General features: G+C 71.8%; 24 protein-coding genes and 2 pseudogenes. 10 read left to right on the top strand and 16 right to left on the bottom strand.

Annotated features, from left to right (window positions below):
- Both ACI3KX_RS17660 and ACI3KX_RS17655 read right to left on the bottom strand, forming a co-directional pair.
- Nucleotides 1-1,353, bottom strand: a pseudogene (locus ACI3KX_RS17660) (hypothetical protein); the annotation flags it as partial.
- Complete coding sequence (locus ACI3KX_RS17655; RefSeq protein ID WP_404910534.1) at nucleotides 1,350-4,070, bottom strand: FtsX-like permease family protein; 2,721 nt, start codon at nucleotides 4,068-4,070, stop codon at nucleotides 1,350-1,352. The pseudogene ACI3KX_RS17660 and the gene ACI3KX_RS17655, both read right to left, overlap by 4 nt.
- Nucleotides 4,071-4,227: 157 nt before the next feature.
- Between ACI3KX_RS17655 and ACI3KX_RS17650 the strand changes: the two genes are divergently transcribed.
- From ACI3KX_RS17650 to ACI3KX_RS17635, 4 genes are read left to right on the top strand one after another with little or no spacing between them, the layout of a single operon-like run.
- On the top strand, nucleotides 4,228-5,151 hold the full coding sequence (locus tag ACI3KX_RS17650) for an ABC transporter ATP-binding protein (protein ID WP_404910533.1): 924 nt from the start codon (nucleotides 4,228-4,230) through the stop codon (nucleotides 5,149-5,151).
- Complete coding sequence (locus ACI3KX_RS17645; protein WP_404910532.1) at nucleotides 5,148-6,767, top strand: ABC transporter permease; 1,620 nt, start codon at nucleotides 5,148-5,150, stop codon at nucleotides 6,765-6,767. Before ACI3KX_RS17650 ends, ACI3KX_RS17645 begins: the two co-directional genes overlap by 4 nt.
- A gap of 17 nt (nucleotides 6,768-6,784) precedes the next feature.
- Entirely contained in the window at nucleotides 6,785-7,255 is a 471-nt protein-coding gene (locus tag ACI3KX_RS17640; RefSeq protein WP_349425405.1) for a helix-turn-helix domain-containing protein, read from the top strand.
- Between the two features lie 10 nt (nucleotides 7,256-7,265).
- A complete protein-coding gene (locus ACI3KX_RS17635; protein ID WP_349425406.1) occupies nucleotides 7,266-7,796 on the top strand; it encodes a ribonuclease H in 531 nt (176 codons plus the stop codon).
- Between the two features lie 27 nt (nucleotides 7,797-7,823).
- Here ACI3KX_RS17635 and ACI3KX_RS17630 read toward each other — a convergent pair whose 3' ends face one another.
- Both ACI3KX_RS17630 and ACI3KX_RS17625 read right to left on the bottom strand, forming a co-directional pair.
- Complete coding sequence (locus ACI3KX_RS17630) at nucleotides 7,824-8,573, bottom strand: aminotransferase class I/II-fold pyridoxal phosphate-dependent enzyme (RefSeq protein ID WP_404910531.1); 750 nt, start codon at nucleotides 8,571-8,573, stop codon at nucleotides 7,824-7,826.
- A 463-nt stretch (nucleotides 8,574-9,036) separates the two neighbouring features.
- Nucleotides 9,037-9,288, bottom strand: a pseudogene (locus tag ACI3KX_RS17625) (GntR family transcriptional regulator); the annotation flags it as partial.
- A gap of 19 nt (nucleotides 9,289-9,307) precedes the next feature.
- Between ACI3KX_RS17625 and ACI3KX_RS17620 the strand changes: the two are divergent.
- A complete protein-coding gene (locus ACI3KX_RS17620) occupies nucleotides 9,308-9,688 on the top strand; it encodes a hypothetical protein (RefSeq protein ID WP_404910530.1) in 381 nt (126 codons plus the stop codon).
- Nucleotides 9,689-9,796: 108 nt separating this feature from the next.
- Here the strand turns inward: ACI3KX_RS17620 and ACI3KX_RS17615 are convergent, their stop codons facing one another.
- The 7 genes from ACI3KX_RS17615 to rlmN all read right to left on the bottom strand — a co-directional run bounded on the left by ACI3KX_RS17615 (nucleotide 9,797) and on the right by rlmN (nucleotide 19,103).
- Complete coding sequence (locus tag ACI3KX_RS17615) at nucleotides 9,797-10,159, bottom strand: VOC family protein (RefSeq protein WP_349425409.1); 363 nt, start codon at nucleotides 10,157-10,159, stop codon at nucleotides 9,797-9,799.
- 99 nt (nucleotides 10,160-10,258) lie between these two features.
- The gene (locus ACI3KX_RS17610) at nucleotides 10,259-10,741 is read right to left on the bottom strand and encodes an NUDIX domain-containing protein (RefSeq protein WP_404910529.1); all 483 of its coding nucleotides are present in this window, start codon (nucleotides 10,739-10,741) and stop codon (nucleotides 10,259-10,261) included.
- 32 nt (nucleotides 10,742-10,773) lie between these two features.
- The gene (locus tag ACI3KX_RS17605) at nucleotides 10,774-11,787 is read right to left on the bottom strand and encodes an aldo/keto reductase family protein (RefSeq protein WP_404910528.1); all 1,014 of its coding nucleotides are present in this window, start codon (nucleotides 11,785-11,787) and stop codon (nucleotides 10,774-10,776) included.
- A 183-nt stretch (nucleotides 11,788-11,970) separates the two neighbouring features.
- The gene (locus ACI3KX_RS17600; RefSeq protein ID WP_363355186.1) at nucleotides 11,971-14,121 is read right to left on the bottom strand and encodes an ABC transporter ATP-binding protein; all 2,151 of its coding nucleotides are present in this window, start codon (nucleotides 14,119-14,121) and stop codon (nucleotides 11,971-11,973) included.
- The gene (locus ACI3KX_RS17595; RefSeq protein WP_404910527.1) at nucleotides 14,118-15,851 is read right to left on the bottom strand and encodes an ABC transporter ATP-binding protein; all 1,734 of its coding nucleotides are present in this window, start codon (nucleotides 15,849-15,851) and stop codon (nucleotides 14,118-14,120) included. The genes ACI3KX_RS17600 and ACI3KX_RS17595 overlap by 4 nt, the downstream gene beginning before the upstream one ends.
- A gap of 225 nt (nucleotides 15,852-16,076) precedes the next feature.
- Nucleotides 16,077-17,705 carry a DUF4407 domain-containing protein gene (locus ACI3KX_RS17590; RefSeq protein ID WP_404910526.1) on the bottom strand — a complete coding sequence of 543 codons (1,629 nt, stop codon included), beginning with the start codon at nucleotides 17,703-17,705 and terminating at the stop codon, nucleotides 16,077-16,079.
- A 156-nt stretch (nucleotides 17,706-17,861) separates the two neighbouring features.
- Entirely contained in the window at nucleotides 17,862-19,103 is a 1,242-nt protein-coding gene (gene rlmN, locus ACI3KX_RS17585) for a 23S rRNA (adenine(2503)-C(2))-methyltransferase RlmN (RefSeq protein WP_308868915.1), read from the bottom strand.
- A gap of 117 nt (nucleotides 19,104-19,220) precedes the next feature.
- Here rlmN and ACI3KX_RS17580 point away from each other — a divergent pair, with 117 nt between their 5' ends.
- From ACI3KX_RS17580 to ACI3KX_RS17570, 3 genes are read left to right on the top strand one after another with little or no spacing between them, the layout of a single operon-like run.
- Nucleotides 19,221-19,694, top strand: coding sequence for a GNAT family N-acetyltransferase (locus ACI3KX_RS17580; RefSeq protein ID WP_349429039.1), 474 nt, complete (start codon nucleotides 19,221-19,223; stop codon nucleotides 19,692-19,694).
- Between the two features lie 9 nt (nucleotides 19,695-19,703).
- Complete coding sequence (locus ACI3KX_RS17575) at nucleotides 19,704-20,342, top strand: LysE family translocator (RefSeq protein ID WP_349425416.1); 639 nt, start codon at nucleotides 19,704-19,706, stop codon at nucleotides 20,340-20,342.
- Nucleotides 20,342-21,232 (top strand): Cof-type HAD-IIB family hydrolase, encoded by an 891-nt coding sequence (locus ACI3KX_RS17570; RefSeq protein ID WP_404910525.1) that lies wholly within the window; start codon nucleotides 20,342-20,344, stop codon nucleotides 21,230-21,232. Before ACI3KX_RS17575 ends, ACI3KX_RS17570 begins: the two co-directional genes overlap by 1 nt.
- Before the next feature lie 39 nt (nucleotides 21,233-21,271).
- On the opposite strand, the gene ACI3KX_RS17565 is transcribed toward ACI3KX_RS17570, so the two are convergent.
- The 5 genes from ACI3KX_RS17565 to ACI3KX_RS17545 form a co-directional block, all read right to left on the bottom strand.
- Nucleotides 21,272-21,652, bottom strand: a complete 381-nt coding sequence (locus tag ACI3KX_RS17565; RefSeq protein ID WP_349425418.1) for a VOC family protein — start codon at nucleotides 21,650-21,652, stop codon at nucleotides 21,272-21,274.
- A 43-nt stretch (nucleotides 21,653-21,695) separates the two neighbouring features.
- Nucleotides 21,696-22,535, bottom strand: a complete 840-nt coding sequence (locus tag ACI3KX_RS17560; protein ID WP_404910524.1) for an SDR family oxidoreductase — start codon at nucleotides 22,533-22,535, stop codon at nucleotides 21,696-21,698.
- Nucleotides 22,536-22,552: 17 nt separating this feature from the next.
- Complete coding sequence (locus ACI3KX_RS17555; protein ID WP_404910523.1) at nucleotides 22,553-23,329, bottom strand: enoyl-CoA hydratase/isomerase family protein; 777 nt, start codon at nucleotides 23,327-23,329, stop codon at nucleotides 22,553-22,555.
- Between the two features lie 20 nt (nucleotides 23,330-23,349).
- Nucleotides 23,350-24,111, bottom strand: coding sequence for an SDR family NAD(P)-dependent oxidoreductase (locus ACI3KX_RS17550; protein ID WP_363355197.1), 762 nt, complete (start codon nucleotides 24,109-24,111; stop codon nucleotides 23,350-23,352).
- A 112-nt stretch (nucleotides 24,112-24,223) separates the two neighbouring features.
- Complete coding sequence (locus ACI3KX_RS17545; protein WP_349425422.1) at nucleotides 24,224-24,742, bottom strand: hypothetical protein; 519 nt, start codon at nucleotides 24,740-24,742, stop codon at nucleotides 24,224-24,226.
- A 137-nt stretch (nucleotides 24,743-24,879) separates the two neighbouring features.
- On the opposite strand from ACI3KX_RS17545, the gene ACI3KX_RS17540 reads away from it, so the two are divergent.
- Together ACI3KX_RS17540 and ACI3KX_RS17535 are read left to right on the top strand one after the other, a co-directional pair.
- Nucleotides 24,880-25,605 (top strand): phosphotransferase, encoded by a 726-nt coding sequence (locus tag ACI3KX_RS17540; protein ID WP_404910522.1) that lies wholly within the window; start codon nucleotides 24,880-24,882, stop codon nucleotides 25,603-25,605.
- Nucleotides 25,602-26,108 carry an SRPBCC domain-containing protein gene (locus ACI3KX_RS17535; protein ID WP_404910521.1) on the top strand — a complete coding sequence of 169 codons (507 nt, stop codon included), beginning with the start codon at nucleotides 25,602-25,604 and terminating at the stop codon, nucleotides 26,106-26,108. Before ACI3KX_RS17540 ends, ACI3KX_RS17535 begins: the two co-directional genes overlap by 4 nt.
- Nucleotides 26,109-26,304: the final 196 nt, after the last annotated feature.

Here is a 26,304-nt window from a genome sequence, read left to right as displayed (position 1 = left end):
CGTGGCGGTCGCGACGCCGACGGCGGCGGGCACGAGCGCGAGGATGGCCGGGACCAGCAGGAGAGCGGATGCCGGTGCCGCGCCGGGAAGCGTGGCGACGGCGAGTGCGAGCCCGAGCGCCGCACCCGCGGCCGCCGGAACGAGCCCGGCGATGAGCCCCTCGAGACCGAGAACGCCGCGCAGCTGCACGGGCGCAGCGCCGCGCGCGGCGAGGAGGTCGAGCGAGGAGCGGCGATTCTCGTGCATCAGCCGGCAGGCGAGCACCAGCACGGCGAGCGCGACGCCGATCGGCCCGGCGACGAGCATGGCCAGCGCGGAGACCAGAGCCCGGTTCTGGGCGATGGTGGCTTCGAGGGTGGGGACGACTCCGGCCTGGAAGCTCATCGGCACTCCGGCGCCGCCGAACCCGGGAGCGCGGTGCGGTGTCGCGAGGAAGCCGCGGAGGTCGGCCAGCAGCTGCGGCGCGGCGGCCGCGGTCACCTTCTCCGGGTCCAGCGGGTACCAGGCTTCGGTGATGGCGCCGGCGTTGAGGAGCGCGAAGTCGCCGAAGGTCTCGGGCGCCGCGAACGCGGCGGTCCGCACGTAGGGGACGCCGTCGGGGTCGAACGCGATCGACGGTTCGAGCACACCGACCTCTCGCGCCCAGTGGGGGTCGCTCGCGTCCACGGCCTCGAAGGTGCCGACGAGCGTGAGCGGCACGGGCAGCACCCACCCGGACTCATCGCCCGAGATGCGCGTCTCGCCGATCTTCCAGTCGACCTCGTCGGCGGACGCCGCCGACAGCACGATCTCGCTCGCCGGAAGGGGCTCGGCGCCGTCGACCGGTCGAAAATTCTCGTCCATGCGCGCATCGAGCGCGACGTTCCACTCCTGCTCCGTCACGGTCGCCTGGGGCAGCCTTCCCTCCGTCACCGTGATGCGCGAGGCGAAGCGAGGGTCGAAGTCCACGTTCGTCGCCGACGCGTACCGTGCCGGCTCGCCAAGACGGACGTAGTAGTCGGCGTCGCCGTGCACGGCCCTGACCGAGGTGGGCGCCTGGGTGAGGATGTCACGCAGACCCGAATCCCACGTACCCCAGGTGTCGCGGTACTCCTCGGGAAGCGACCCGGTCGGTGCGGCTCCCGCCCCCGGGACCGGGATCGTGGCGATCGACGTGCTCAGGTCGCGCACGGGGCCGCTCAGGGACGATACGAGGTAACGCGTCGACGCGTCGAGCATCGACCCGACGGCGAGCGGGGCGAACACGGCGAGCCCTGCAAGCACCGCGACCACGGCGGCCACGGTCGCCGTGGCACCCAGCCCCGAGACCAGGTGCACGCGGAGCAGGCGCCGGGTCCGAAGTCCGCCGGTCACGGGGCCGCCTCCTCGATGCGGGTGGACGAGCCCTGCCGCCGCACGGCGAGCCACGACCCCAGGACTGCGACGGCGAGGGCGACGCCGACGACGACGAGCGCGATCACGACCGGCCACGGCGAGAACGACAGCGTCGGCGGCAGCTGCACATCCGGGACCGCGCGCTCCGCCATCCGCGGTACGAGGAGGGCGGCGAGGCTCCCGCCGCCCGCTGCCCCGAGCACGACGCCGAGCAACACCACCACGACGACCTCGATGCCGCGCATGCGCGCCTGCGCGGTCGGCGGGATCCCGAGCGCCCGCAGCACCAGCACCTCGCCGGCGCGCTGCGCCGTCAGGGCCGCCAGCAGCGCGACCAGTGCGACACCGGCGAGCAGTGCGCCGCCGACGGCTGCGGCGTTCCACAGTGTCACGACCTCGCCGGCGACCGCGGAGGCGGGTGAGCCGACCGTCGCGACGGGCGCGTCGAGCGCACCGCTCAGCGCCGCGGCGGCGGACTCGTCGCCCGCCGCCCAGACCTCGTTCGCCAGCGGGGGCGTGACGACCTCGGCGTCCGCCGAGCCGTCCGGCACCGAGGTCGCGGAAGCCGCGTCGATCGCCGCGTCGAGCGAGACCAGCACGCCTGCGCCGGCGCCTGCCCCGGGCAGCGCGGCGACGATCGATGCGACGGTCGCCGCGATCGTGCGGCCGCCCCCGTCGATGCGCACGTCGACGTCGTCGCCCACTCCGAGCCCGAGCTCTTCGGCGAAGACGTCCGTCACGACGGCCGGAATGCGCGGAGGCGTCTCACCGCCGGCCGTCCAGACCATCGCGGATCGCACCGCCGTACCGCCGGGCGCGGCGGAGTGAAGCCGGGTGTGCGGCACCGGTGTCACCAGCTCGCTCTCGTCGTCGCCGGTCGACAGCATCCGCATGCCGGTGACCAGCAGCTCGGCGCCCGGCCATCCGCGCCCCTGGCCGATCTCGAGGGCGACGATCCGCCACGGTGTCTCGCCCCCGGGCAGCTCCGCGGCCGCGGTGAGGGCGAAGGCGCCGTCGGCCTCGTCGACGCTCACATCGAGCGGCACGGTCACCGGCAGGCCGGCGGCGTCGTCCAGCCAGACCCGCACCTGCATCGCCTCCGCCGCCGCGGGCTCGGAGGTCGACACGCGCGCTTCGAAGCGCAGGCCGGTCGCGTCGTCGGGCATCTCGACGGCCAGCCGCGGCGCGGCGATCTCGGCGGCCAGCGTCACGGGATCCATCACGCCGGGCACCTCGAAGAGCACATCGGGCATGCTGTCCGGCGGCAGTGCGACCAGGGTCCCGGCGACACCGCCGGCGACCACAGCCGCACTCAGCGCAGGGGCGACGGCGGTCACCCCCGAGGTGTCGCCCGCGGTCGCGACGGCCCCGGGAGGCACCGGATCGACGGCGGCTCGCAGCGCAGCCCCCGCAGTGACCTGCTGCGAGTCGGCCGATGCGGCGCTCCACGTCGCACCGTAGGCGCCTGCCAGCACCGCCCCGGCGCTGACGATGGACACGAGGGCGACCGCCACCGAGAACGACCTCAGCCGGCGCGCGACCTGGCGCGCGGGATAGGAGGGCGTCGCACCGGCACCCCGCGCCGCCGCCTGCGCGACCAGGGCTGACAGCGGCGCGAACAGGATGACCGCGAGGACGGCGACGGCGGCGATGCCCACGGTGGGGGCGAGCACCGTGACGGCGACCGACCACGGATCGCGGGCGCCCGCCGCGATCTGCGACGCCTGCCAGACGAGCACGACGCCGACGAGCACGAGCAGCACGGCGACACCGGGCGATGCCGCGCGTGCGATCCGGCCGGCGACCGAGTCCGCGCCGGCAGCGGTCTTCGCCCCCCGCAGCTGAGAGACGAGAAGCGTCGCTCCGAGAACGACCACCGCGAGGACGACGAGCGGCCAGGTGCGCGTCAGCGCGCCGATCCCGGCGGCACCCCAGGCCGTCGCGACGGCCGCGACGGCACCCGCGACCCCGGCCACGGTCCCCGCCGTCACGATCACGGCCGCCTCGATGCCGGCGAGGGCGGTGTCCTGACCGGCCGACAGGCCGCGCGCGACGAGGACGCGAGTCTCGCGGCCACGCGCGGCACCGAGCAGGCGCGCCAGCTGCAGCACCGCGAACCACGCGAGCACCGCCAGGATGACGATCGGCACGGGGGTGATCGCGGCAGCGGCGATCGCCCCGACGGCGACACCGTCCATAGCGTCGGCGAGCCCACCCGAGACGACGATGCCGCCCTCGGCCGCGTCCGATTCGCGGATCGCCTCCGGCACCCGGGCCAGTCCGCGTGCGAGCCGCTCCACGCCGTCGGCGTCCAGCGCCGCCGGCGTCGGCGTGAGGCGCCACGCGACGCGCTCGAAGTCCGAGCCCGACTCACCGACGCGCACCGTCTCGATCCGCACGTCGTCCGCGAGGAGGTCCGCGATCACCGCGCGCCCGGCGTCGTCCTGGGCGGCGGCGTCCGTCGCCGGTCGCGTGTGAACCTGCAGCCAGCCCTCGGCCGTCCCGGGGTCGGGGATCGCGGCGCGGATCGACGCAGCGGATGCCATGGCGGCCGCGGCCGGCAGCGCGCACAGCAGGCCGATCGCCACGGCGATCGCGGCGGCGATGCTCGCGGCCAGCCCCACCCGGGAGCGCAGCCGCGCCCGCACCAGGCGTCCCGCAGAAACCGCGGGGCGGCGGAGGGGAGTCGTCGTCATTCGCGTTCCGGGGAGGGCGGCCGCCCGTTGGCGGCCCGGCGGCGGTTAGGGTCCCATCCTGCCCGATCGCGGCCGCTCCGACGCCCCGCGCGACGGGACCGTGAGGAAAGCGTGAGGAGTATTCACAAATTTGTGAATTACGCGTAGCCTCAGCGCCATGTCCACGATCATCCGCACCAGCGGCCTCACCAAGCACTACGGCCGCGTCCACGCCCTCGACGGGCTCGACCTCACCGTCGACGAGGGTCAGATCCACGGATTCCTCGGACCCAACGGCGCCGGCAAGTCCACCACGATCCGCGTTCTCCTGGGGCTCGCGCGCAAGACCGGCGGCGAGGCATCCGTCTTCGGTCAGGATCCGTGGCGCGACGCCGTCGCCCTGCACCGTCGCATCGCGTACGTGCCGGGGGATGTCAGCGTCTGGCCCAACCTGTCGGGCGGCGAGGCGATCGACCTGATGGCACGCCTGCGCGGCGCCTCGCGGCACGATCCGGCATTCGTGGCGCAGAAGGAGCGCCTCGCCGAGGCGTTCCAGTTCGACCCGCGCAAGAAGGGCCGCGCGTACTCGAAGGGCAACCGGCAGAAGGTCGCGCTCATCGCCGCCTTCGCGGTGCCCGCCGACCTGTACATCCTCGACGAGCCGACCAGCGGCCTGGACCCGCTCATGGAGGTGATGTTCCGCCACGAGATCGCACGGGTGCGGGCGGCGGGCGCCACCGTGCTGCTGTCGAGCCACATCCTGTCGGAGGTCGAGCAGCTCTGCGACCGCGTGTCGATCATCCGCTCCGGCCGCATCGTCGAGGCGGGCACGCTCGCCGAGCTGCGCCACCTCACCCGCACCGAGGTCTCGTTCCAGGGGACGGATGCCGCGGCCATCGCCGGCATCCCCGGTGCCCACGACGTCGTCGTCGAGGAGGGCCGCATCAAGTTCACCGTCGACAGCGACGCCGTGACATCCACCCTCCCCGCCCTGGCCGCACGTCAAGCCGCAGGCTTGCGCATCGCGCCGGCATCGCTCGAGGAGCTCTTCCTGCGCCACTACGGCGACGAACTGGCCGAGATGGACGGAAACGGGCGATGACGCGCCTCCTCGCGCTGCTCGGCCAGCGCATCCGCCGGGACTGGGTGCAGGTGCTGCTGTGGTCGGTGGGCACCGGCCTGCTCGCCTACGCGTCGTATGTCGGCGTGGCGGGCTCCTACGGCACCGAGCAGGACCGCACCTCGCTGCTCGCCGCCGCCCTCGCGAACCCGGTCATCCTGCTGTTCCGCGGCCTGCCCTCCGGCACCGGTCAGGGCGCGTTCATGGTCTTCCTGATCTTCCCGTGGCTCGCCATGCTGGCGGCGTTCATGAGCACCTTCCTCGCGGTGCGGCACACCCGCGGCGACGAGGAAACCGGCCGCGCCGAGCTGGTCGCCGCGACTCCGGCGTCGCGCACGCTCCCCTTCGTCGCGACCGCGACCCACGGCCTGCTCGCGAACCTCCTGCTCGGCGCGCTGACGGCCGGCGCCTTCCTCGCGGTCGGCCTCAGCGTCGAGGGCTCGCTCCTGGCGGGCGCGGCCGTCGGCGCCGTCGGCGTGACCTTCCTCGGTGTCGGGCTCGTCGCTGCGCAGCTCGTGCGCACGTCGCGCGGAGCGAACTCCCTGGCCGTCTGGACCCTTCTCATCACGTTCGTGCTCTCGGGCATGGGCAACGCGATCGGCACGCCGAACGACGACCTCACGCGCATGGAGAGCTCGTGGCTCACCTGGCTCTCCCCCTTCGGATGGGGCGAGAACACACGGGCCTTCGACGAGAACCTGTGGTGGCCCGCCGCCCTCTGCCTCGGCGTGGGCGTCCTGCTCGTCGTGATCTCGGCGGCGCTGGTCTCGGCCCGCGATCTGGGCGGCAGCTTCATCGCCGAGCGGCGGGCGCGGGCGGATGCCTCCGCCGCCCTCTCGACTCCCACCGGCCTCGTCTGGCGCCTCACGCGGGGCGCGGTCATCGGCTGGACCGTCGGCGGGCTGCTCGTCGGCATCCTCTCGACGTCGCTGGCGTCGATCGTGCAGGAGGTCGGCGCCGCCAACCCCGCGGTGGAGGAGATCCTGCGGCAGATCTCGGGTGAAGGCAGCGTGGAGCAGGGCACGGTCACGACCTTCTTCACCACGCTCGGCGTGCTCGCGGCCTGCGCGGCGGTGCAGGTGGTCTGCCGTGCCCGGCAGGAGGAGGCGCACGGCACGGCCGAGCCGCTGCTCGCCGCGCCCGTCGGGCGGGTGCGGTGGCTCGCGGACTACCTCGTCGTGGCCCTGCTCGCGATCGTGCTCGTGATCGCGGCCGCGATCGGGGGCGCGGCGATCGGCATCGCTTCGCAGGACGGCGACATGGGCCTCATGCGCACGGTGCTCGTCACCGGCGCGGGACAGGTCGCCGCGGCATCCGTGTTCCTGGTGGTGACGGCGCTCGTGTTCGTGGTCCTTCCCCGCCTGACCATCGCCGTCGGCTGGACCCTGGTCGTCGTCGGCATGATGCTCGGCCTCTTCGGCCCGCTGTTCCAGTTCCCGGACGAGCTGGTGCACCTCTCCCCCATCGCCGTCACACCGCTGCTGGACGGCGTCGACATCGATGTGCGCGGGCTGTGGTGGCTCCTGCTCGCGACCGGCGCGGGCGCCGTCGCCTCGCTCGGGCTGATGCGGCGGCGCGAACTGGAAGCGGGAGGATAGTCATCGAAGGGGGCGATGTGAGCAGCGACCATCCAGGCGTCGAGTCCGCCGAGCAGGCGGCCGCGATGCTGACCAGCGCCGGCATGGCGCGCATGCCCGCACGCGTGATGATGGCCCTCGTCGGCTCGCCCGACGAGGGCTACACCGCGGCCGAGCTCGGCGACCGCCTCGGGGTGTCGGCGGCGGCGGTGTCGGGCGCGGTGCGGTACCTGGTGTCGATGCGACTCATCCAGCGACTCTCGCGACCCGGAGATCGGCGTGACCGATACGACCTCACCGACGACGCCTGGTCGGGGATGATCACGGCGAACGCGCCGCTGTACTCCGCCCTCGCCGGCCACATCGACCGGATCGCCGACGCCAACGACGGCGCACCGGCATCCGTTGCGAGGGCGCGCGACGTCGCCGACTTCCTGAGGTATCTCGCAGAGCGGATGCCGCACCTCGCGGCGGAATGGCGGGCCGAGCGCTCCACGGGCGCACGGTAGCCTTGCCCGAGTGACTGACGCGCCGCGCTACATCGTTGCCACCGACGGAGCCTGCAAGGGCAACCCCGGGCCGACCGGCTGGGCGTGGGTCGGCGAGGACGGGCACTGGGCCGCGGGCGCGATCCCGCTCGGCACGAACAACGTCGGCGAGCTGATGGGTCTTCTCAAGGCGATCGAGGACCACGCCGACGTCGAGAACCTCGTGGTGCAGGCCGATTCGAAGTACGCGATCGACACCTACACGAAGTGGATGGACGGCCACCGCCGCCGGGGCTGGAAGACCTCGACGGGGGCTCCGACCAAGAACGTCGACATCCTCGAGCAGCTGATCGTCGCCCGCGATGCACGCCGGGCGGCGGGCATGCCCGACGTCGTGCTCGAGCACGTCCGCGGGCACTCCGGGCACGTGCTCAACGCGTGGGCGGACGAGCGCGCCGTGCGGGCGTCCGAGCACGCGGCCAAGGGCGTCGCGAGCGCGTGGTCGTCACTCGGCGCGCAGGACCGCATCGACGTCTCGACACGCCCCAAGAACGGCCGCTGAGCGCGCCCCGAGAACGGCCGCTGAGCCTCAGAGCTGCGCCCGGTACTCCTGCCAGGCCCCGCCGAGCCGACGCACGCCCTCCTGCAGCAGCGCCTCCGGCGCGGTGTAGGGCACGCGGATGTGATCGTCGTAGGTGATGGATGCCGTGAACTCGGTGCCGCCCGCCACCGCCACCCCGCGCATCGAGGCGACGCGCGAGAGCGCGGTCGCCGAGCCCACGGGCAGCCGTGCCCAGACGGCCAGGCCGCCGCGCGGCGGCGTCACCTGCCAATCGGGAAGGTGGTCGGCCATCGCTGCGAGCAGCTGGGCCGACGCGACCGCGTGCGTCTCGCCGATGGAGCGGCGCAGCGCCCGGGCCTCGTCGACGAGATCGAGCGCGAGCAGCTGCGCGGGGACGCTGGTCGACTGATCGACGAGCTGGCGCAGGGCGCGGAGGCGCCGCACCAGCACAGGGTCGGCGCGCAGCCATCCGATCCGTAGCCCGGACCAGCACCACTTCGACAGCGAGTCCGCGACGATGATCGGGGCGTCCGGGCGCAGGGCGGCGAGCGTCGGCGGCACCACCCCGTCGAACGAGATGTGCGCGAGAACCCGGTCCTCGAGCACCGGCACGCCGTACTCCGCGGACAGGTCGGCGATCCGCTGCCTCCCCGCCGTCGGCAGGCGCGTGCCCGTCGGGTTGTGGTGATGCGGGTTCACGGCGACGAGCACCGGGCGCAGCGCCACGATCGCCGCCTCGAGCTCGTCGACGTCGATGCCGTCGGGACCGATCGTCACGCCGTGGACGCGGCCGCCGCGGGCGCACCGAGTCGGCGAGCCCCGGCCACGTGACCGACTCGGTGAGCACGACATCGCCCGGCGACACCAGCTCGTCCACCACGAGGCTGATCGCCTGCTGGGCGCCGTGAGTGACCAGGATCTGGGCGGCCGTCGCCGGGGTTCCCTCCTCCTCGAGCAGCGCGGCAAGGCGCGCACGGAGGATCGGCAGCCCCGCGGGATCGGTCTCGGCCAGCGTCACCGGATCGAGGGTCGGCGCGTGCGCGCGCACGATGTCGAGCGCCAGCGGCGGCATCGCCGGTACGGCGCGGAGCAGGTCGATGCCCGACGGCAGAGCGGAGAACAGGCCCTCGCCGCGAGCCGTCCGCTCCCGGACCGGGAGCGCCGCGCCGACGTGGCCGGCGACCCGGGTGCCGCTCCCCTGCCGCCGCTCGACGAGCTCGTCCTCGCTCAGCAGCGCGTAGGCCGCGACGACGGTGCCGCGCGAGACCGAGATCGCGCCGGCCAGCGCGCGCTCGGCGGGAAGGCGGTCGCCGGGACGCAGCTCGCCGCCCTCGATGAGTGCGGCGATCGCCTGCGCGAGCTGGACGGTGAGCGTGCCGTCGCCCTGCGCCCACCGGCCGAGCCGGCCGGCCAGCCGAGACGCCTCGACGGTGCCGCCGAGTGCCACCCGGTGGTCCACCAGCCGCTCATTGGCCCTGTGAACAGTCGTCATAGCACCGCATTCTGGTCCAATGTTCCCGTCAGACGCCACCGCTTCCGCCACACTCGGGCCAGTTGCACCCGATTGGACCATTCAGGAGCTCGTCGCGTGGATCGCCGACGACGACGCTCGCTCCCACGACGAGATGCTCCGGCCCCTGCTCTCGGCCGTCCTCGCCGACCTCGCGCCCGACGCCCCGCCGTCACTGACTCCGCGGTCGCCGGTGGCGCTCGTGCGCGCGGTCGCGGCTCGGCTGCGCGCCACGCCGGAGCTGCGCGACATCGCGGTCCGCGATCTCGTGGGGGACGCGATCGGCGCCGGGTCTGCACCGGTCACGGCGACAACCGCCGGCCGCCGCGCGCCGACACCGGCACCGGCATCCGTCCGCCGCCCGAGCCTGCGACTCACCTGAGCCCGCGCCCGTGCGTGAGGGCTGCCGTTCCCTGCGAGCGCGCCGCGTCCGAGTGGCGCGCTCGGGCCTGGGAGCTGCCGCGCACGGTCGCCGACACGCGACCGGGGGTCAGCTCTCGGTCATGCCCTCGTAGAGGCCGATCACGTTGCCGTCGGGGTCGGCGAGCACGGCCCACCAGCTCGTCGGAGAGATCTGACTCTTCTCCATGAGCACAGTGCCGCCGGCATCCTTGGCCGCCGCGACGGTCTCGTCGATGGAGTCCACCTCGACGTACGAGCGGGGCTGTGTGAAGCCGTCTTCGCGCGGCGCGAGGCCGCCACCCGAGATCTTGTTGGGCGCCTGCCACATCGGGTAGCCCTCGAAGCCGGGGATCTCCGCGATCTGCCAGCCGAACAGGCCCGAATAGAACTCCGTCGCCTTGCCGAGATCGGTGACGGGGATGTCGATGTGCGTGATGTCGCCGTGAGCCATGGGGGTTCCTCTCGTGCGGATCCGACCCGGTCAGTCTCCGCCGACGGCAGTGCGGCCACAAGACCCCGACGCCGGGCGGCCGAGGGTGCCCGAAGGGGCTCAGCGCCCGGAAGAGGCTTCGGCGAGATGCTTCTCGAGCGCGTCGATCGCCGGACGCTGACCTTTCACCAGGCGCTCGCGGGCGGCATCGAGGTCCGTCCACTCGACGCGGTCGACCTCGGGGAAACGCGCCGTGCGCCCCGAGCGCGGCGGCCACTCCAGCTCGAACTCGCCGAACGCCATGCCGTCCAGCGAGAACGCCGATCCGTCCGCCACGAACACCGTGACCCGCTTGCCCGACGAGTACGCGAACGTGCCGAGCTCGGCGTACGGCGGCTCGGGCGGGTCGAGGCCGAGCTCCTCGCGGAACTCCCGCCGTGCGGCATCCAGTGCGCTCTCCTCGCCTTCGGCGAACTCGCCCTTGGGGATCGACCAGGCGCCGGCATCCTTGCTCGCCCAGAACGGCCCGCCCATGTGCGCGATGAGCACGTGGGGTTCGGGCGTGATCCGGAAGAGGAGGATGCCGGCGCTGGTGATCGCCATGTCGAGGGCGCGGGGGCGTCGAGGCTGCCGGGTCAGACCAGACGGGTCTCGGGCGACACGGTGTACGTGTCCTCCGGGTCGCTGTAGACGACGTCGCCCAGGGCGGCGTCGATCGCGGCGAGGGTGTCGGCGTCGAGCACGACGCCCGAGGCCTTCACCGTCTCGGCGAGCTGCTCGGGACGCGATGCCCCGACCAGCGCCGACGCGACGTTCTTGTTCTGCAGCACCCAGGCGATGGCGAGCTGCGGCATCGACAGTCCGGCCTGCTCGGCCACCGGCTTGAGGCCCTGGACAGCCTGGAGCACCTCGTCACGGAGGAAGGACTTGATGAATCGTGCGCCGCTCTTCTCGTCCGTCGCGCGCGAGCCCTCGGGCACCGGCTGACCGGGCAGGTACTTGCCCGACAGCACGCCCTGGGCCATCGGCGACCACACGATCTGCGAGATGCCGAGCTCCTCGGAGGCCGGCACGACCTTGCCCTCGATCACGCGCCACAGCGCGGAGTACTGCGGCTGGTTCGAGATGAGCTGCACGCCGTAGCTCTTGGCGAGCGCGTGACCCTCGCGCAGCTGCTCCGCCGTCCACTCCGAGACGCCGATGTAGAGCGCCTTGCCCTGGCGGACGACGTCGGCGAACGCCTGGAACGTCTCCTCGAGCGGCGTCTCGTAGTCGAAGCGGTGCGCCTGGTACAGGTCGACGTAGTCGGTGCCGAGGCGCGTGAGCGATCCGTTGATCGACTCGAAGATGTGCTTGCGGCTCAGGCCGGTGTCGTTGGGGCCCTGGGGGCCGGTCGGGAAGTAGACCTTGGTGAAGATCTCGAGCGATTCGCGGCGCTGACCCGTCAGCGCCTTGCCGAGGACTTCCTCCGCCAGCGTGTTGGCGTACACGTCTGCGGTGTCGAACGTGGTGATCCCGGCATCCAGTGCCGCGTGGACCGTCGCGATGGCGGCCGAGTCGTCGACCTGCGAGCCGTGGGTGACCCAGTTGCCGTAGGTGATCTCGCTGACCTTGAGACCGCTGTTTCCGAGGTACCGGTAATTGACCATGAGGAAAACGCTACCTGGCTCCGCAGAGATGCCGGCGCGATCCCGCTCACCTGTCACGAATGGTGAGCCTCGTCCCCGATTCGTGACAGGCGAGCGGTCGGGGGTGAGGACCGGCAGCAGGGACGAACGGATGCCGCGACCGGCGCGTGAGCACCGGTCGCGGCATCCGTCGTCAGGAGTCGGTCAGACGACGCGGGCGGACTCGTCCTCGACGGCGTCATCGGCGGCCCCGGCCGACGGCTCGCCGCGCTCGGCCTCGGAGAGCGCATGCGCCTCTTCGTCGAGATCGGTCGCCGCCTGCTCGAACTGCGAGTTGTAGAGCCGGAAGTACGCGCCCTTGGCGACGATGAGCTCGTCGTGCGTGCCCTTCTCGACGATGCCGCCGTTCTCCATCACGAGGATGAGATCGGCGTCGCGGATCGTCGACAGGCGGTGCGCGATCACGAAGGACGTCCGGCCCTCGCGCAGCGCCGCCATCGCGTGTTGCAGCAGCAGCTCGGTGCGGGTGTCGACCGAGCTGGTCGCCTCGTCGAGGATCAGCACCGACGGCTGCGCGACGAACGCGCGGGCGATCGTGATGAGCTGCTTCTCGCCGGCCGAGATGTTCGACGCGTCCTCGTCGAGGAGCGTGTCGTAGCCGTCCGGCAGGGAGTGCACGAAGCGGTCGACGTACGTCGCCCGCGCGGCGGCGAGGATCTCGTCGTCGGTGGCGTCGGCGCGGCCGTACCGGATGTTCTCTCGGATCGTGCCGGCGAACAGCCACGGGTCCTGCAGCACCATGCCCGTCTTGGCGCGGATGTCGCGCCGCGTGAGCTGAGCGATGTCCTGCCCGTTGAGGAGGATGCGGCCGCCGTCGAGCTCGTAGAAGCGCATCAGCAGGTTCACGAGCGTCGTCTTGCCGGCACCGGTCGGGCCGACGATCGCGACCGTCTGCCCCGGCTCCACCCGGAAGGACAGATCGTGGATGAGGGGACGGTCGGGCGAGTACGAGAACGCCACGTCCTGGAACTCGATGGTGCCGTCGCCGTCGACAGGCGCCGGGGCATCCTGCGCGTCGGGCTCCTGCTCGTCCTCGTCGAGCAGCTCGAACACCCGCTCGGCCGAGGCGGTTCCGGACTGCACGACCGCGGCCATGCCGCCCAGTTCCGACAGCGGCTGGGTGAACTGCTGCGAGTACTGGATGAAGGCCTGCACGTCGCCGAGGCGCAGCTGTCCGCCCGCGACCATCAGCGCACCGAAGACGGCGATGCCGACGTAGGTCAGGTTCCCGATGAACATCATCGCGGGCATCATGATGTTCGACAGGAACTGCGCCTTGAAGGAGGCCGCGTAGAGCTCCTCGTTCTCGGCGCGGAATGCCTCGCGGGACGCCTGCTCACGGCCGAAGACCTTGACGAGCGCGTGGCCCGAGAACGACTCCTCGACACGTGCGTTGAGACGGCCGACCTTGCGCCACTGGATGCCGAACGCCTTCTGCGAGCGCGGGCCGATGACGCCGAACAGCACCGCCATGAGCGGGAAGCTCACCAGCACCACGAGGGTCAGCTGCCACGAGATCGTCAGCATCATGATGAGCACGCCGATCACGGTGAGCACGGCAGTGAGCGCCTGCGACAGCGACTGCTGCATCATCTGGGTGATGTTGTCGATGTCGTTGGTGACGCGGGAGATCAGCTCGCCGCGCTGCACCCGGTCGAAGTAGCGCAGCGGCAGCCGGTTGATCTTCGCCTCGACGTCTTCGCGCAGGCGCCACATGACGCGCACCATGATCACGTTGATGACGTAGCCCTGCACCCACATCAGCACCGACGACGCGAAGTACAGCGCGAGCACGATGAGCAGCACGCGGCTGAGCGCCATGAAGTCGACGCCCGCGCCGGGCACGAAGTGCTCCATTGCCTCGACCATGTTGGCGAGGTCCTGCTCACCGGAGGCCTCGAGCCCCTGGACGACCTGCTCTTTGGTGGCGCCGGACGGCGCCATCGACGACACGACGCCCTCGAAGAGGATGTTGGTCGCCTCGCCGAGCACCTTCGGCGAGAGCACCGCCAGCACGACGCCGATCGAGCCGAGGATCGACACGAAGATGAAGCCGACCGCGTTGGGCCGCAGGAGCCCGATGAGGCGGCGGAAGGAGGGCCCGAAGCGCGCGGCCTTGCCCGGGGCGACGGCGCCGCTCCAGTCGTCGGCCGAGATGCGGGCCTGCTCGCCGAGCTCGATCTCGAGCTTCTCCTCGGGGCTCAGCTCTGCGATCGCATCGCGTGCGCGGCGGCGGCTGGTGGACTTGCCGGTGCCGGACTGGGGTTCAGGGTTCGAGGGGTGTTCGGCGCTCATCGGGCGACCTCCGCTCCGAGCTGGGATTCGACGATCTCGCGGTAGGTCTGGCTCGTCTCGAGCAGCTGCTCGTGCGTGCCGAGTCCGACGATGCCGCCGTCGTCGAGGACGATGATGCGGTCGGCGTCGGTGATCGTCGAGACGCGCTGGGCGACGACGATCTTCGTGACGTCCGGCAGCTCTCGCCACAGCGCCTGCCTCAGCCTCGCGTCGGTGGTGAGATCGAGCGCCGAGAACGAGTCGTCGAAGACGAGCACGCGCGGCTGGTGGACGATCGCCCGGGCGATGGCGAGGCGCTGGCGCTGACCGCCCGACACGTTGGTGCCGCCCTGCGAGATCGGGGCATCGAGCCCGCCGTCCATCTGGCTCACGAAGTCGCTCGCCTGGGCGATCTCGAGCGCATGCCAGAGCTCGGCATCCGTCGCCTCTTCACGCCCGAACCGCAGATTCGAGGCGATCGTCCCCGAGAACAGGAACGGCCGCTGCGGCACCAGGCCGATCATGGCCCAGAGCGCTTCGAGATCGGCGCGGCGCACATCCAGGCCGCCCACCTCCACGACGCCGTCCGTCACGTCGAACAGACGCGGGATCATCGAGATCAGCGTGGTCTTGCCCGCGCCGGTCGAGCCGACGACCGCGACGGTCTCACCCGGCTCGGCGCGGAAGCTGATGCCCGAGAGGATGGGGTGCTCGGCGCCCGGGTAGGTGAAGGTGACGTCCGTGAACTCGACGGTGCCCGGCGCAGGGAACTCGGCGGGTGCATCCGCCGCCCGCGCGAGCGATGAAGACGTGTCGAGGACCTCGCCGATGCGCTCGGCCGACACCGCGGCGCGCGGGATCATCAGCGTCATGAAGCTCGCCATCAAGACGCCCGAGAGGATGATCATGGCGTACTGCATGAAGGCGAACAGCGTGCCGATCTGGATCTCGCCCGAATCGACCTGCATGCCGCCGAACCAGATCACGCCGATCACGGTCACGTTGAGGATGAGCATGACCGCGGGGAAGAGCACCACGAACAGCGAGCCGACCTTGCGGCCGACCACCATGATCTCGGTGTTGGCCTCGCGGAAGCGCTGCTCTTCGATCGGCTCCCGCACGAACGCGCGGATGACGCGGATGCCGGTGAGCTGCTCGCGCATGATGCGGTTCACGCCGTCGAGCCGTGACTGGAAGCTGCGGAACAGCGGAACCATGCGTGCGATAACGAGGCCGGCGACGAGCAGCAGCACGGGCACGGCGACGGCGATGATCCAGGCCAGGCTCGCCGCCTGTTCGATCGCGAGGATGATGCCGCCGATCGCGAGCAGAGGCGCCGTGACCAGGAAGGTGGCCGCCATCATCGCCAGCATCTGCACCTGCTGCACGTCGTTGGTGTTGCGGGTGATGAGCGAGCCGGCCCCGAACCCGGTGACCTCGCGCTCGGAGAACCCCGAGACGCGCTCGAAGACGTCGTCACGGATGTCTCGCCCGAGCTTCATCGCCGCCCGCGCGGCGAAGTAGGTGGCGATGATCGAGGCGACGATCTGGGCGAGTGACACCGTCAGCATCACCATGCCGGTGCGCCAGATGTACTCGGTGTCGCCCTTTGAGACGCCGTTGTCGATGATGTCGGCGTTGAGGCTGGGCAGGTAGAGCGAGGCGAGGGCCGAGGCGGACTGGAACAGCAGCACCCCGAGCAGCAGCCAGCCGGATGGTTTGAGATAGCGGACGAGGAGTTTGGCGAGCACGGACTTCTCCCAGACGTGACGAGGCCATGACGAATCACCGCCTGATGCGGTGGTCATGGTGTGCCGACCCACCATGGCACGGGCCGCCGACATCGCGGCAGTCCCGTTCACGGAGGGCGAACGGCTGATCGGACGGCGTTCCCGGGCCGTCCGCCGGTCACTCTAACACGATATATCGCGTAATGTCACGCCGGTCCACGGCCGACGAGCGACGGATGCCGCAGGTCAGGCCTGCCCGCCCTGGGCGATGTCGGCGCGCTCGCGCCAGCTGCGCGCGGTGACGCGATCCAGCGCCACCTGGCGGCGCAGGGCGTCGGCCTGCTCGTAGAGCGACGGCTGGCCGTAGCTCGTCAGCACCTTCACGAGCACGGGCAGCAGCTCGATCATGAAGAACAGCCCGGCGATGAGCCAGTGCGCCCAGGAGAGGATCGGCTCGCGCTGCGACAGCCGCTCCAGTCCGCTGATCTGGCTGAGCAGCCCCACGGCGCCGGAGTTGCCGCCGGCGATCTCCGCGGCGCGGGCGTCGTAGGCGGCCAGAGCCGCCTGGTACTGCTCGCGCGCCCCGGGGAGCTCGTCGTTCGCCTGCTGCTTGTTCTGCGCCTCCGACGCGCCGGCCTCGGCCGTGCCCGCCGCCTGCGCCGCGGTCAGATCCGCCTGGGCGGTGGTCAGCTGGGAGGCAAGGTCGTCATACGAGGCCTGCGCGGCGGCGAGCTGATCCTGCGCGGCGCCCGAGCTCGCGCCCTCGCCCGCGACGCCGCTGCAGCCCGCGACCTCACCGGCGCCCTGGCCGGTGAGCTCGCACTGGTAGATGGCGCGCGCCTGATCGATCACCGTCTGTTGCGCGGCGAGCTTCGCGGTCAGGTCGTCGACGGTCTGCTGCGCCGAGACGGCCGACGCAGACGTCGTGTCGGCGCCCGCCACGACGCCGCTGGCCGCCTGGCTCTCGAGCGCGGCGACGCGCTCGCTCGCGGCATCCAGCGCCTGCTTCTCAGGACCGGCGGTGACGGCATCCTGATCCGCCTGCGCCTGCGTGATGTTCGTCGCGTTCACCTCGCGGGCGATGTCGTTGTGGAAGATCTGCAGCACGAGAGGCTCGGCCACAACGATGCCGATGACCGCCGCCATGATCACCCGAGGGATGGCGAGCCCGATCAGCCGGCCCACACTGTGCGTCGAGCGCATGGTCGAGGTGAGGAAGCGGTCGAGGTTGAAGATGATCAGCGCCCACACGAGCGCGAGCGGCAGCGCACCCCACGCGACGATCCGGACACCCGTGGTCAGCGCGAAGTACATCGAGATCGCGGAGATCAGCGCGGTGCCGGCGATCACGAAGAACATCTGCACGAAGCGGGGCGTCTCGGTGGGCACCTGGTCGAGCACCGACGCGTCCGCTCCGCCGAGCACGGCGAGCCTTCGCCAGCCCGAGCCGCGCTCGCGACGGCGCGCGACGCGCTTCGCGCGACCCGGGCGCGTGGGAGCGGCGTCCGCCGGCGCGGGGTCCTCGACGACAGCGGGCTCGGCGGTCGGGTCCGGCTCCGCCGCAGCGCCCCACTCCCCGATCGGGGCGGTCTCCACGGCCGCCGCCGGCTCGGTGTCCGCCACCGCCGCCCTGTCGGCCACCACCGTGACGGGCTGCGTCGGGTTCATCGCCAGCGCGTCCTCGAGCAGATCGCGCGTCACCGGGTACGGGTCCTCGGGACCCTCGGCATCGAGACGCTGGTCGCTCGGCTCCCCGGCCGCCTGCTGGGCGCGCACGTCATCGAGGTAGAGATCCTCGGTTCGGTCGCCGTCCGTCTCGAACTCGATGCGGCCGTCGGAGCCGAATCTGCCCGGCCGGTGTGCGGAGAATGACATCCGGACACCCTAGACAGGCCAACCTGTGCGGCAGGTGGACGAATCCTGGATCGACGGGGGCCGCAAAGCGTTTCGTCTCGCTCGTTCCTCGCTCGCTCGCCGACCCTGCTTCCGGTCGTCAATCGACCGAGCGACACGAGAACCGAGCGCTTCGGGTCAGTCCTCGAGCGGGGTGACGGCCGCGACCGCCTCGTCCTCTTCGGTGGCGACGAGCTGGCCGCAGGCGCCGTCGATCTCCTTGCCGCGGGTGTCGCGGAGGGTCGTCGGGATGCCGGCGTCGTTGAGGCGCCGGACGAACTCGTTCTGCACCGGCACGTCGGAGGCCGTCCAGATCGAGCCGGGGGTCGGGTTCAGCGGGATGGGGTTCACGTGCACCCAGCCGCGACCGCGCGCGTTGAGCTTCTCGGCGAGGAGATCGGCGCGCCAGCCGTGGTCGTTCATGTCCTTGATGAGCGCGTACTCGATCGACACGCGGCGTCCGGTCTTGTCGAAGTAGGCGCGGGCGGCATCGAGGGCCTCGTCGACCTTCCAGCGGGAGTTGACCGGGATCAGCTCGTCGCGGAGCTTGTCGTCCGGCGCGTGCAGCGAGAGCGCGAACGTCACCGGGATGTCCTCGTTCGCGAGCTTCGTGATCGCAGGCACGAGACCGACGGTCGACACCGTGATGCCGCGAGCGCTCATGCCGAGGCCGTGCTGCTTGTCGGTCATGACCCGCACCGCCTGCATCACCCGCGCGTAGTTCGCGAGCGGCTCGCCCATCCCCATGAAGACGATGTTCGACACCCGCTCGGCGGAGTGGTCGTCCTTCTTCTTGCCGCCGAGCCCGCCGTCGGCGATCAGGCGGTTGGCGCGCACGATCTGCTCGACGATCTCCGCCGCCGACATGTTGCGGGTGAGGCCCGCCTGCCCGGTGGCGCAGAAGGGGCAGTTCATGCCGCAGCCGGCCTGGCTCGACACGCACAGCGTGATCCGGCCGGGGTAGCGCATGAGCACCGACTCGACGAGGGCGCCGTCGTGGAGCTTCCACAGGAACTTGATCGTGTCGCCGCGGTCGGTCTCGAGACGCCGCACTTCCGTGAGCAGGGCCGGCAGCATGCCGTGGACGAACTCCTCGCGGCCCTCGGCGGGGAGGTCGGTCATATCGGCGGGGTTGTGGGTCCAGTGCTGGAAGTAGTGCTTCTCGAGCTGCTTCGCCCGGAAGCCGGGAAGCCCGAGCTCCTTGACCTTCTCGACGCGCTGCTCGGGGGTGAAGTCGGCGAGGTGCACCGGCGGTTTGCCGCGCTTGGGGCTGGCGAACTGCAGGAGCGGCCGGCCCTCGGCATCCTTCTTCTGGGTCCAGCCCTCGGTCGCCGGACGCACCTGCCTGGGCTTCGTGGCGCGCACGGGCGAATCGGTCATGAGAACCAGGGTAGGGGACACGCCTGGACGGATGCCGATGCCGGCGCATCGCGCAACCCCCGCCCGGCGGGCGGCCGGCCCGGCTAGCGTGACGGCGTGAGCGACAAGAGCGACGCGATGATCCGGCCGATCGAGCCCGGCGATGCCGGCGAGGTGCTGACGCTGCAGCGTGCGGCATTCGTGCAGGAGGCACTCATCTACGGCACGCCAGACATGCCGCCGCTCACGCAGACGCTGGAGGAGGTGCAGGCCGAGCTGGAGGAGAATCTCGGCGTCGTCGCCCTCGACGGCACCCGCATGATCGGAGCGCTGCGGGCGCGCATCGACGGCGACCTCCTGCTCGTCGGCCGCATCGCGATCGCGCCGGACCGCGCGGGCGAGGGCATCGGCAGCGCGCTGCTGGAGGCCGTCGAGCGACGCGGCGCCGACCGGGGTGCCACGGACGCGGAGCTGTTCACCGGGTCGCTCAGCGAGGCGAACATCCGCCTCTACGAGCGCGTCGGGTATGCCGAGACCCAGCGTGTGCCGGGCGACGACGGCACCGAGCAGGTCTTCCTGCGCAAGCGACTCGAGCAGGAGCGTCGCGGCTAGGCTCGCCGTGTGGTCCCGCTCGAGAACCTTCTCGCCTTCACGCTCGCCGCGCTCGTCCTGATCGTGATCCCGGGCCCGAGCGTGCTGTTCACGATCGGGCGCGCACTCGCCCTCGGACGCATCGGCGGGCTCCTCAGCGTGCTCGGCAACGCGCTCGGCCTCCTGCCGGTCGTCGGCCTCGTCGCGCTCGGCGTCGGCGGCATCGTGGCGCAGTCGGTCGTGCTCTTCACGATCGTCAAGGTCGCCGGGGCGCTGTACCTCATGTACCTCGGCGTCCAGGCGATCCGTCACCGCCACCGCGCCGCCGCCGAGGCGAACGGGGGCGTCCTGCCCCGGTCCGCGTGGCGTCAGCTCGGCGAGGGCTTCATCGTCGGCGTGACCAACCCGAAGACGATCGCGTTCTTCGTGGCGGTGCTGCCGCAGTTCGTCGATCTGAACGCGGGCATGGTGCCGCTGCAGATGGTCGTGCTCGGCCTCGTCTTCTTCGTCATCGCACTCATCTCCGACGGCATCTGGGCTCTCGTGGCCGCCGGCGCCCGCGGGTGGTTCGGCCGCTCGCCCAAGCGCATCTCGACCTTGTCGGCGACCGGCGGCGGCTTGATGATCGGCCTGGGCGGCATCCTCCTCTTCACCGGGAACAAGCACTGATGGACTCTTCGACGACCCCGGATGCCGGACCGCAGCGAGCGGCCGGCCGGCGCATCATCTTCCTCGACGTCGACGGCACGATCCTGGAGCACGGCTCGCACATCTCCCCCTCGACCCCGGGCGCCGTTCGCGCCGCCCGCGCGGCCGGGCACCTGGTGTACCTCAGCACCGGGCGATCCGCCGCCGACATCCATCCGGTCGTCGCCGAGATCGGCTTCGACGGCGCCGTCACCAACTCCGGCGCGCTCGTGACGTCCGACGGCGAGGTGGTCGTCGAACGCCCGCTGTCGGCGGAGGCGACGGACCGGATGCTGACGGCGCTGCGCAGCCGCGGCATCCGCTACTTCCTGCAGACCCGTGACGCCGTCTACGCGAGCGACGACATGGCCGAGCTGATGCGCGACTACGCCGTCGCGCTCGAGGCCCGCGTGCAGGCGGGTCAGGAGGTGCGCCCGGAGGACTCGCTCGTCGGCCTCGCCCAGCGGAGGTTCCCGGGTGTGGAAGAGGCGGACCTCGGCCGCATCGACAAGGCCGTGTTCGTCAGCGACCACGAGGAGGGCATCGACGAACTCCGTGCCGATCTGGGCGACGAGTTCCTCATCGTCCCCGGCAGCATGCCGCTGCCCGGCGGCTCGAACGGCGAGATCAGTGAACGCGGCACCACCAAGGGCTCGGCGATCGAGCTGCTGCTGGCGCACCTCGGGATGGATGCCGCCGACGCCGTCGCGGTCGGCGACAGCTGGAACGACGTCGAGATGTTCCAGGTGTGCGGCGTCGCGGTGGCGATGGGCAACGCGCAGCCCGAGCTCAAGGAGCTCGCCGACATGGTCACGACCGACGTCCTCGACGACGGCATCGCCCACGCCTTCCGGCGGCTCGGCCTCATCTGATCCGGCGTCGCCGCCGTTCGAGGCGGCCCGGCCGCGGTGTCACGGCTGCTCGCGGACTTCCATCCCGAGGTTGACGAGGGTGCCCCCGGGGTCGCGTACCTGCGCGACCCGCTCGCCCCATGGCATGTCGGCGGGCGCCTGCTCGGCCCGCCCGCCGGCGTGCACCCACGCCGCGTAGGTCGCATCCACGTCGTCGACGTAGAACCAGAGCGCGACGCGGTCGCCGACCGACGGCGGCAGGGCGTCGGGGTCGCGGCCGATGCCCAGCGACGTCTCGCCGACCTGCAGCGACACGTAATCGTCCTCGTCGCCGCTGCCGAACCGGTACGTCACCGTCGCGCCGAGGGCGCTCTCATAGAACCGCACGAGCTCCGGCAGGTCTCGCACCAGCAGGATCGGGAACAGGCTCCGTACCCCCATGGGGCCACCCTACGTCGCCGTCGTGGGTCTCGAAAGGGACTGCTCAGTCCAGGAAGATGTCGGGGAACAGGGCCGAGTCCGGGGTACCGGGGACGGCCGCGTAGCCCGAGAAGTCGGTCACGCCGGCCGCTTCCAGCACGTCCTCGACGATGAGCGTCTGGCCGGTGTACCCGCGCGCCGGCTGGGTGAAGATCTCGTATGCGGCGTCGGCGTAGATCTCGGGCGTGCGGCTCACCTTCATCATGCGGTCGCCGCCGAGCGCGAACTGCACCGCCGCGGTCGCGATCGTCGTGCGCGGCCACAGCGTGTTGGCGGCGATGCCGGCCGACGCGAACTCCGCCGCGAGGCCGAGGGTCGCCATCGTCATGCCGTACTTCGCGAGCGTGTAGCCGGTGTGGCCGCCCAGCCACTTCGGAGAGAGGTTCAGCGGCGGCGAGAGAGAGAGGATGTGCGGGTTCGCGGCATCCTTCAGGATCGGGACCGCGGCGCGCGAGAGCATGAAGGTGCCGCGCACGTTGACGTCCTGCATGAGGTCGTATTTCTTGGCGTCGAGGTCGAGCGAGCGCGACAGGTCGATCACCGAGGCGTTGTTGACGACGATGTCGATGCCGCCGAACTCGCCCTGCGTCTTGAGCACGGCCTCGGTGACGTCGTCGTCGTTGCGCACATCGCCGACGATGGGCAGGGCGTTCCCGCCGGCCGCGCGGATCTGCTCCGCCGCCGAGTGCACCGTGCCCTCGAGCTTGGGGTGGGGCGTGTCGGTCTTGGCGAGCAGCGCGATGTTGGCGCCGTCCCGCGCCGCGCGCAGCGCGATCGCGAGGCCGATGCCGCGGCTGCCGCCCGACATCAGGATGGTCTTGCCGGCCAGGGGCTTGTCGCTCATCTCGGGTTCTCCTCGGGTCAGGAACGGGACTTGGCGGATGCCGCCGCGAAGGCCGCGACGCGGGCGCGGGCCTCCTGCGTGTCGAAGCGGGCGCCGATCGAGGCGGCCTCGTCGTCGAGGTTCTCGGCGAGCGAGCGCCCCGCCCCGGTGCGGACCAGCCGCTTCGCCTGGCCGAAGGCGCCGGTGGCGTTGTCGAGCCAGAACCGGGCGACCGCCTCGGCGCGGGCGGCGACGTCCGCCGCAGGCACCACTTCAGTGACGAGGCCCCAGTCGAGCGCCGTCTCGGCGTCGATCGTGAGGTCCTGCAGCAGCAGCTGCAGCGCGCGGCGCTGGCCGACCGCCGCCGGGAGCAGCGTCGAGACGCCGAGGTCGGGCGTCAGCCCGATGTTCGCGTACTTGCTCACGAACCTCGACTGCTCCGACGCGACGATGTAGTCGGCGGTGAGCATGAGCCCGAGCCCGCCGCCCGCCACCGCACCCTGCACGGCCGCGACGATGGGCTTGTCGGACTCGACGAACGTGCGGATGCCGTCGTGGATGGTCTGCGCGGCGCCCGTGACGTCGGGGCCGGACGCGCCCGACGTCGCCATCTCGAGGACGTCGCCGCCCGCGCAGAAGGCCGGGCCCGCGGCATCCAGGATCACCGCGCCGACCGACTCGTCGGACGTGATCTCGTGGGCGACGTCGCGCCAGCGGCGGCCCATCTCGAAGCCCATCGCGTTGAGGAACGCGGGCCGGTTGAAGGTGACGCGCGCGAGGGCGCCGTCGCGCGTGACGAGGATCGAGTCGCTCATTGTTCTCCTGCGGTCGGGGCTTACTTCGGTGCCATCCGGATGGCACCGTCGAGGCGGATGGTCTCGCCGTTGAGGTAGCCGTTGTCGACGATCGACATCACCAGCCGCGCGTACTCGTCGGGCTTGCCGAGTCGCTGCGGGTACGGCACCTGCTCGCCGAGCGAGTCCTGGGCGGCCTGCGGGAGTCCCATGAGCATCGGGGTCTCCATGATGCCCGGGGCGATCGTCACGACGCGGATGCCGTAGCGCGCGAGCTCGCGTGCGATCGGCAGGGTCATCGCGTGCACGCCGCCCTTCGATGCGGCATACGCGGGCTGGCCGATCTGCCCGTCGAACGCCGCGACGCTCGCGGTGCTGACGATGACGCCGCGGTCGCCGTCGGCGGTCGGCTCCGTCTTCGCGATCGCGGCGGAGGCCTGCGCGATAACGTTGTACGTGCCGATGAGGTTGACGCGCACGATGCGCTCGAAGCCCTCCAGCGGCGACGGGTTGCCGTCGCGGTCGAGGACCTTCGCGGGCGGCGCGATGCCGGCGCAGTTCACCACGACGCGGAGGGGACCGGATGCCGCGGCCGTCGCGACCGCGGCGGCCACCTGCTCCGCCTCGGTGACGTCGGCCGGCGCGAACGCTCCCCCGAGCTCTGCGGCGACATCGGCGCCGGCGGAGGACGGCAGGTCGACGATCGTCACGGCAGCGCCGGCTGCGGCGAGGCGGCGGGCGGTCGCGAGACCGAGGCCGCTCGCGCCACCGGTGACGAGCGCGGAGGCACCCGTGAGGTCCATGGATTCTCCTTCGAAGTCCGGATGCTGCGGAACCGCGTATCAGCATACGCGGGACTGAGTCCCAGGTCATGCCGGGCGGCGCACGACCCAGGCTAGTCGTGCCGCCACACGGTCACTCGATGAGCGGCCTCCGCACCCGTACCAGCGTGGCGATGCGATCGAGGAGTTCCGCGGGGCGCGCCAGCAGCACGCGCGCCTCGGGCCGATCGGTGAGGTACTCGGCCAGTCGTGTGGTCGCACGCGCCTCGGCGCGACGGTACCCCGAGAGATAGTGCTGAGTGACGCCCCATTCGATGTCGGCGCCGGCGGTGCCGACGCGCACCGGGAAGGTCGGCGTCTCGGCTCCCTCGACGAACGAGCCGCCGCCGCTGAGGAGCCCCTCCAGCAGCGGTCCGACGGAGTCGCCGATCGCAGGGTGGGGCCACAGCGTCGTCGGCGGCTGCACCGTGAGCAGGCGCACCGCGTCCCACGGCATGAAGCCGCCCGGCGAGTCCCCCAGCCAGGGCGCAAGTCCGCCGGGGGTCAACCGCACATGCCGGGCGGCGGCATCGCCGATCGCCAGCGCCGCCTCCGGCCCCTCCAGAGCCGTGAGCGGTCCTCGGCGGCGCGTGACACGTGTGGTGGCGGACATGACCTCATCCCATCATGCGGCCGGCGCACGCTCCGCCGCTCGAGTTGAATCCCTTCCCGCTCACCTGTCACAAACGGTCCGCTCACACCGCGAAACGTGACAGGCGAGCGGAAACGGCAGGCGGGCAGGATGGGAGCGTGTCGATCCCCGCCGAACCCGTGGCCGTGTCCGAGACCGTCGTGCGGCTCGCGCGCGGCGCCGCGCTCACGCCGGTCTGGCGGAACGACTACGGCGGCATGACGTTCCGCACCGACGACGGCCGCTTCATCAAGCACGGTCCGCGCAACGCCGAGACGTCGTTCGCCGGCGAGGCCGCGCGCCTGGCGTGGGCGCAGCCGCACGCGCGGGTGCCGCTCCTGCTCGAGGTCGGCGGCGACGACAGCCACGAGTACCTCGTCACGGCGGCGCTCCCGGGGCTCTCCGCCGTCGACGCGCGCTGGGTCGCCGAGCCCGCCACCGCCGTCCGCGCCGTCGGCGAGGGCCTGCGTGCCCTGCACGACGCGCTGCCGGTCGCCGACTGCCCCTTCGACTGGCGCGTGCCCTCCCGCATCGCGAACGCGACGGGCCGCGGCATCCGCGTTCCGGAGGCCCTGCGCGAGCCGCCGCCGGTCGACCTGCTCGTGGTCTGCCATGCCGACGCCTGCTGCCCCAACACGCTCATCGGCGACGACGGCCGCTGGAGCGGGCATGTCGACCTCGGAGCACTCGGCGTCGCCGACCGTTGGGCCGACATCGCCGTGGCGTCGATGTCGACGGCGTGGAACTATGGCGAGGGATGGGAGGACGCCCTCATCGAGGCGTACGGTGTCGAGCCCGACCGCGCGCGCCTGTCGTACTACCGAGAGCTGTGGAACGCGACATGACCGAGATCACCGGCAACGTCTGCAAGATCGACGGCCATCCGAACCTCGTGATCCTGCGGCGCTTCCGCGCGACCGCCGACGAGATCTGGCGCGAGCTCACCGAGTCGGCGCGGCTCGAGCGCTGGATCGGCCGGTGGGACGGCGACCCGTCGAGCGGGCACGTCACGTTCTACATGACGGCGGAGGCCGAGGATGCCGCGGGCGAGGAGTACACGATCCTCGAGTGCGACCGGCCCCGGCGCTTCGCCGGCGACACGTCGGCGGCCGGAGGTGCCTGGCATCTGTGGTTCGAGCTCGCCGAGGAGGCGCCGGGCGACACGATCCTCACGTTCGGCCAGCGGCTGAACCCGGGCGAGGACGTCGGCTCGATCGGTCCGGGCTGGGAGTACTACCTCGACCGGCTCGTCGCCGCGCAGGCCGGTCTCGACGCCGGCACCGTCTCGTGGGACGACTACTTCCCCGCCCTGCAGCCCGCCTACGAGCGGCTCGTCGCCGCCGACTGACGCGGCGTACCGCGCTCGCCCGTCGTCCGGGCCTTTCGTCTCTGCGTTTCGACTCGCAAGCTCGCTCAACGACCGGGGGAAGGCTCCGGTCGTTGAGCGAGGAGCGCCAGCGACCCCGGGGGGGCTCCGGTCGTTGGGCGAGGAGCGCCAGCGACCCGGGGGGGGCTCCGGTCGTTGAGCGAGGAGCGCCAGCGAC

The sequence above is a fragment of the Microbacterium sp. ZW CA_36 genome, assembly GCF_044987475.1.
GTDB lineage: Bacteria > Actinomycetota > Actinomycetes > Actinomycetales > Microbacteriaceae > Microbacterium.
This window is presented reverse-complemented; position numbering and strand designations above follow the sequence as displayed.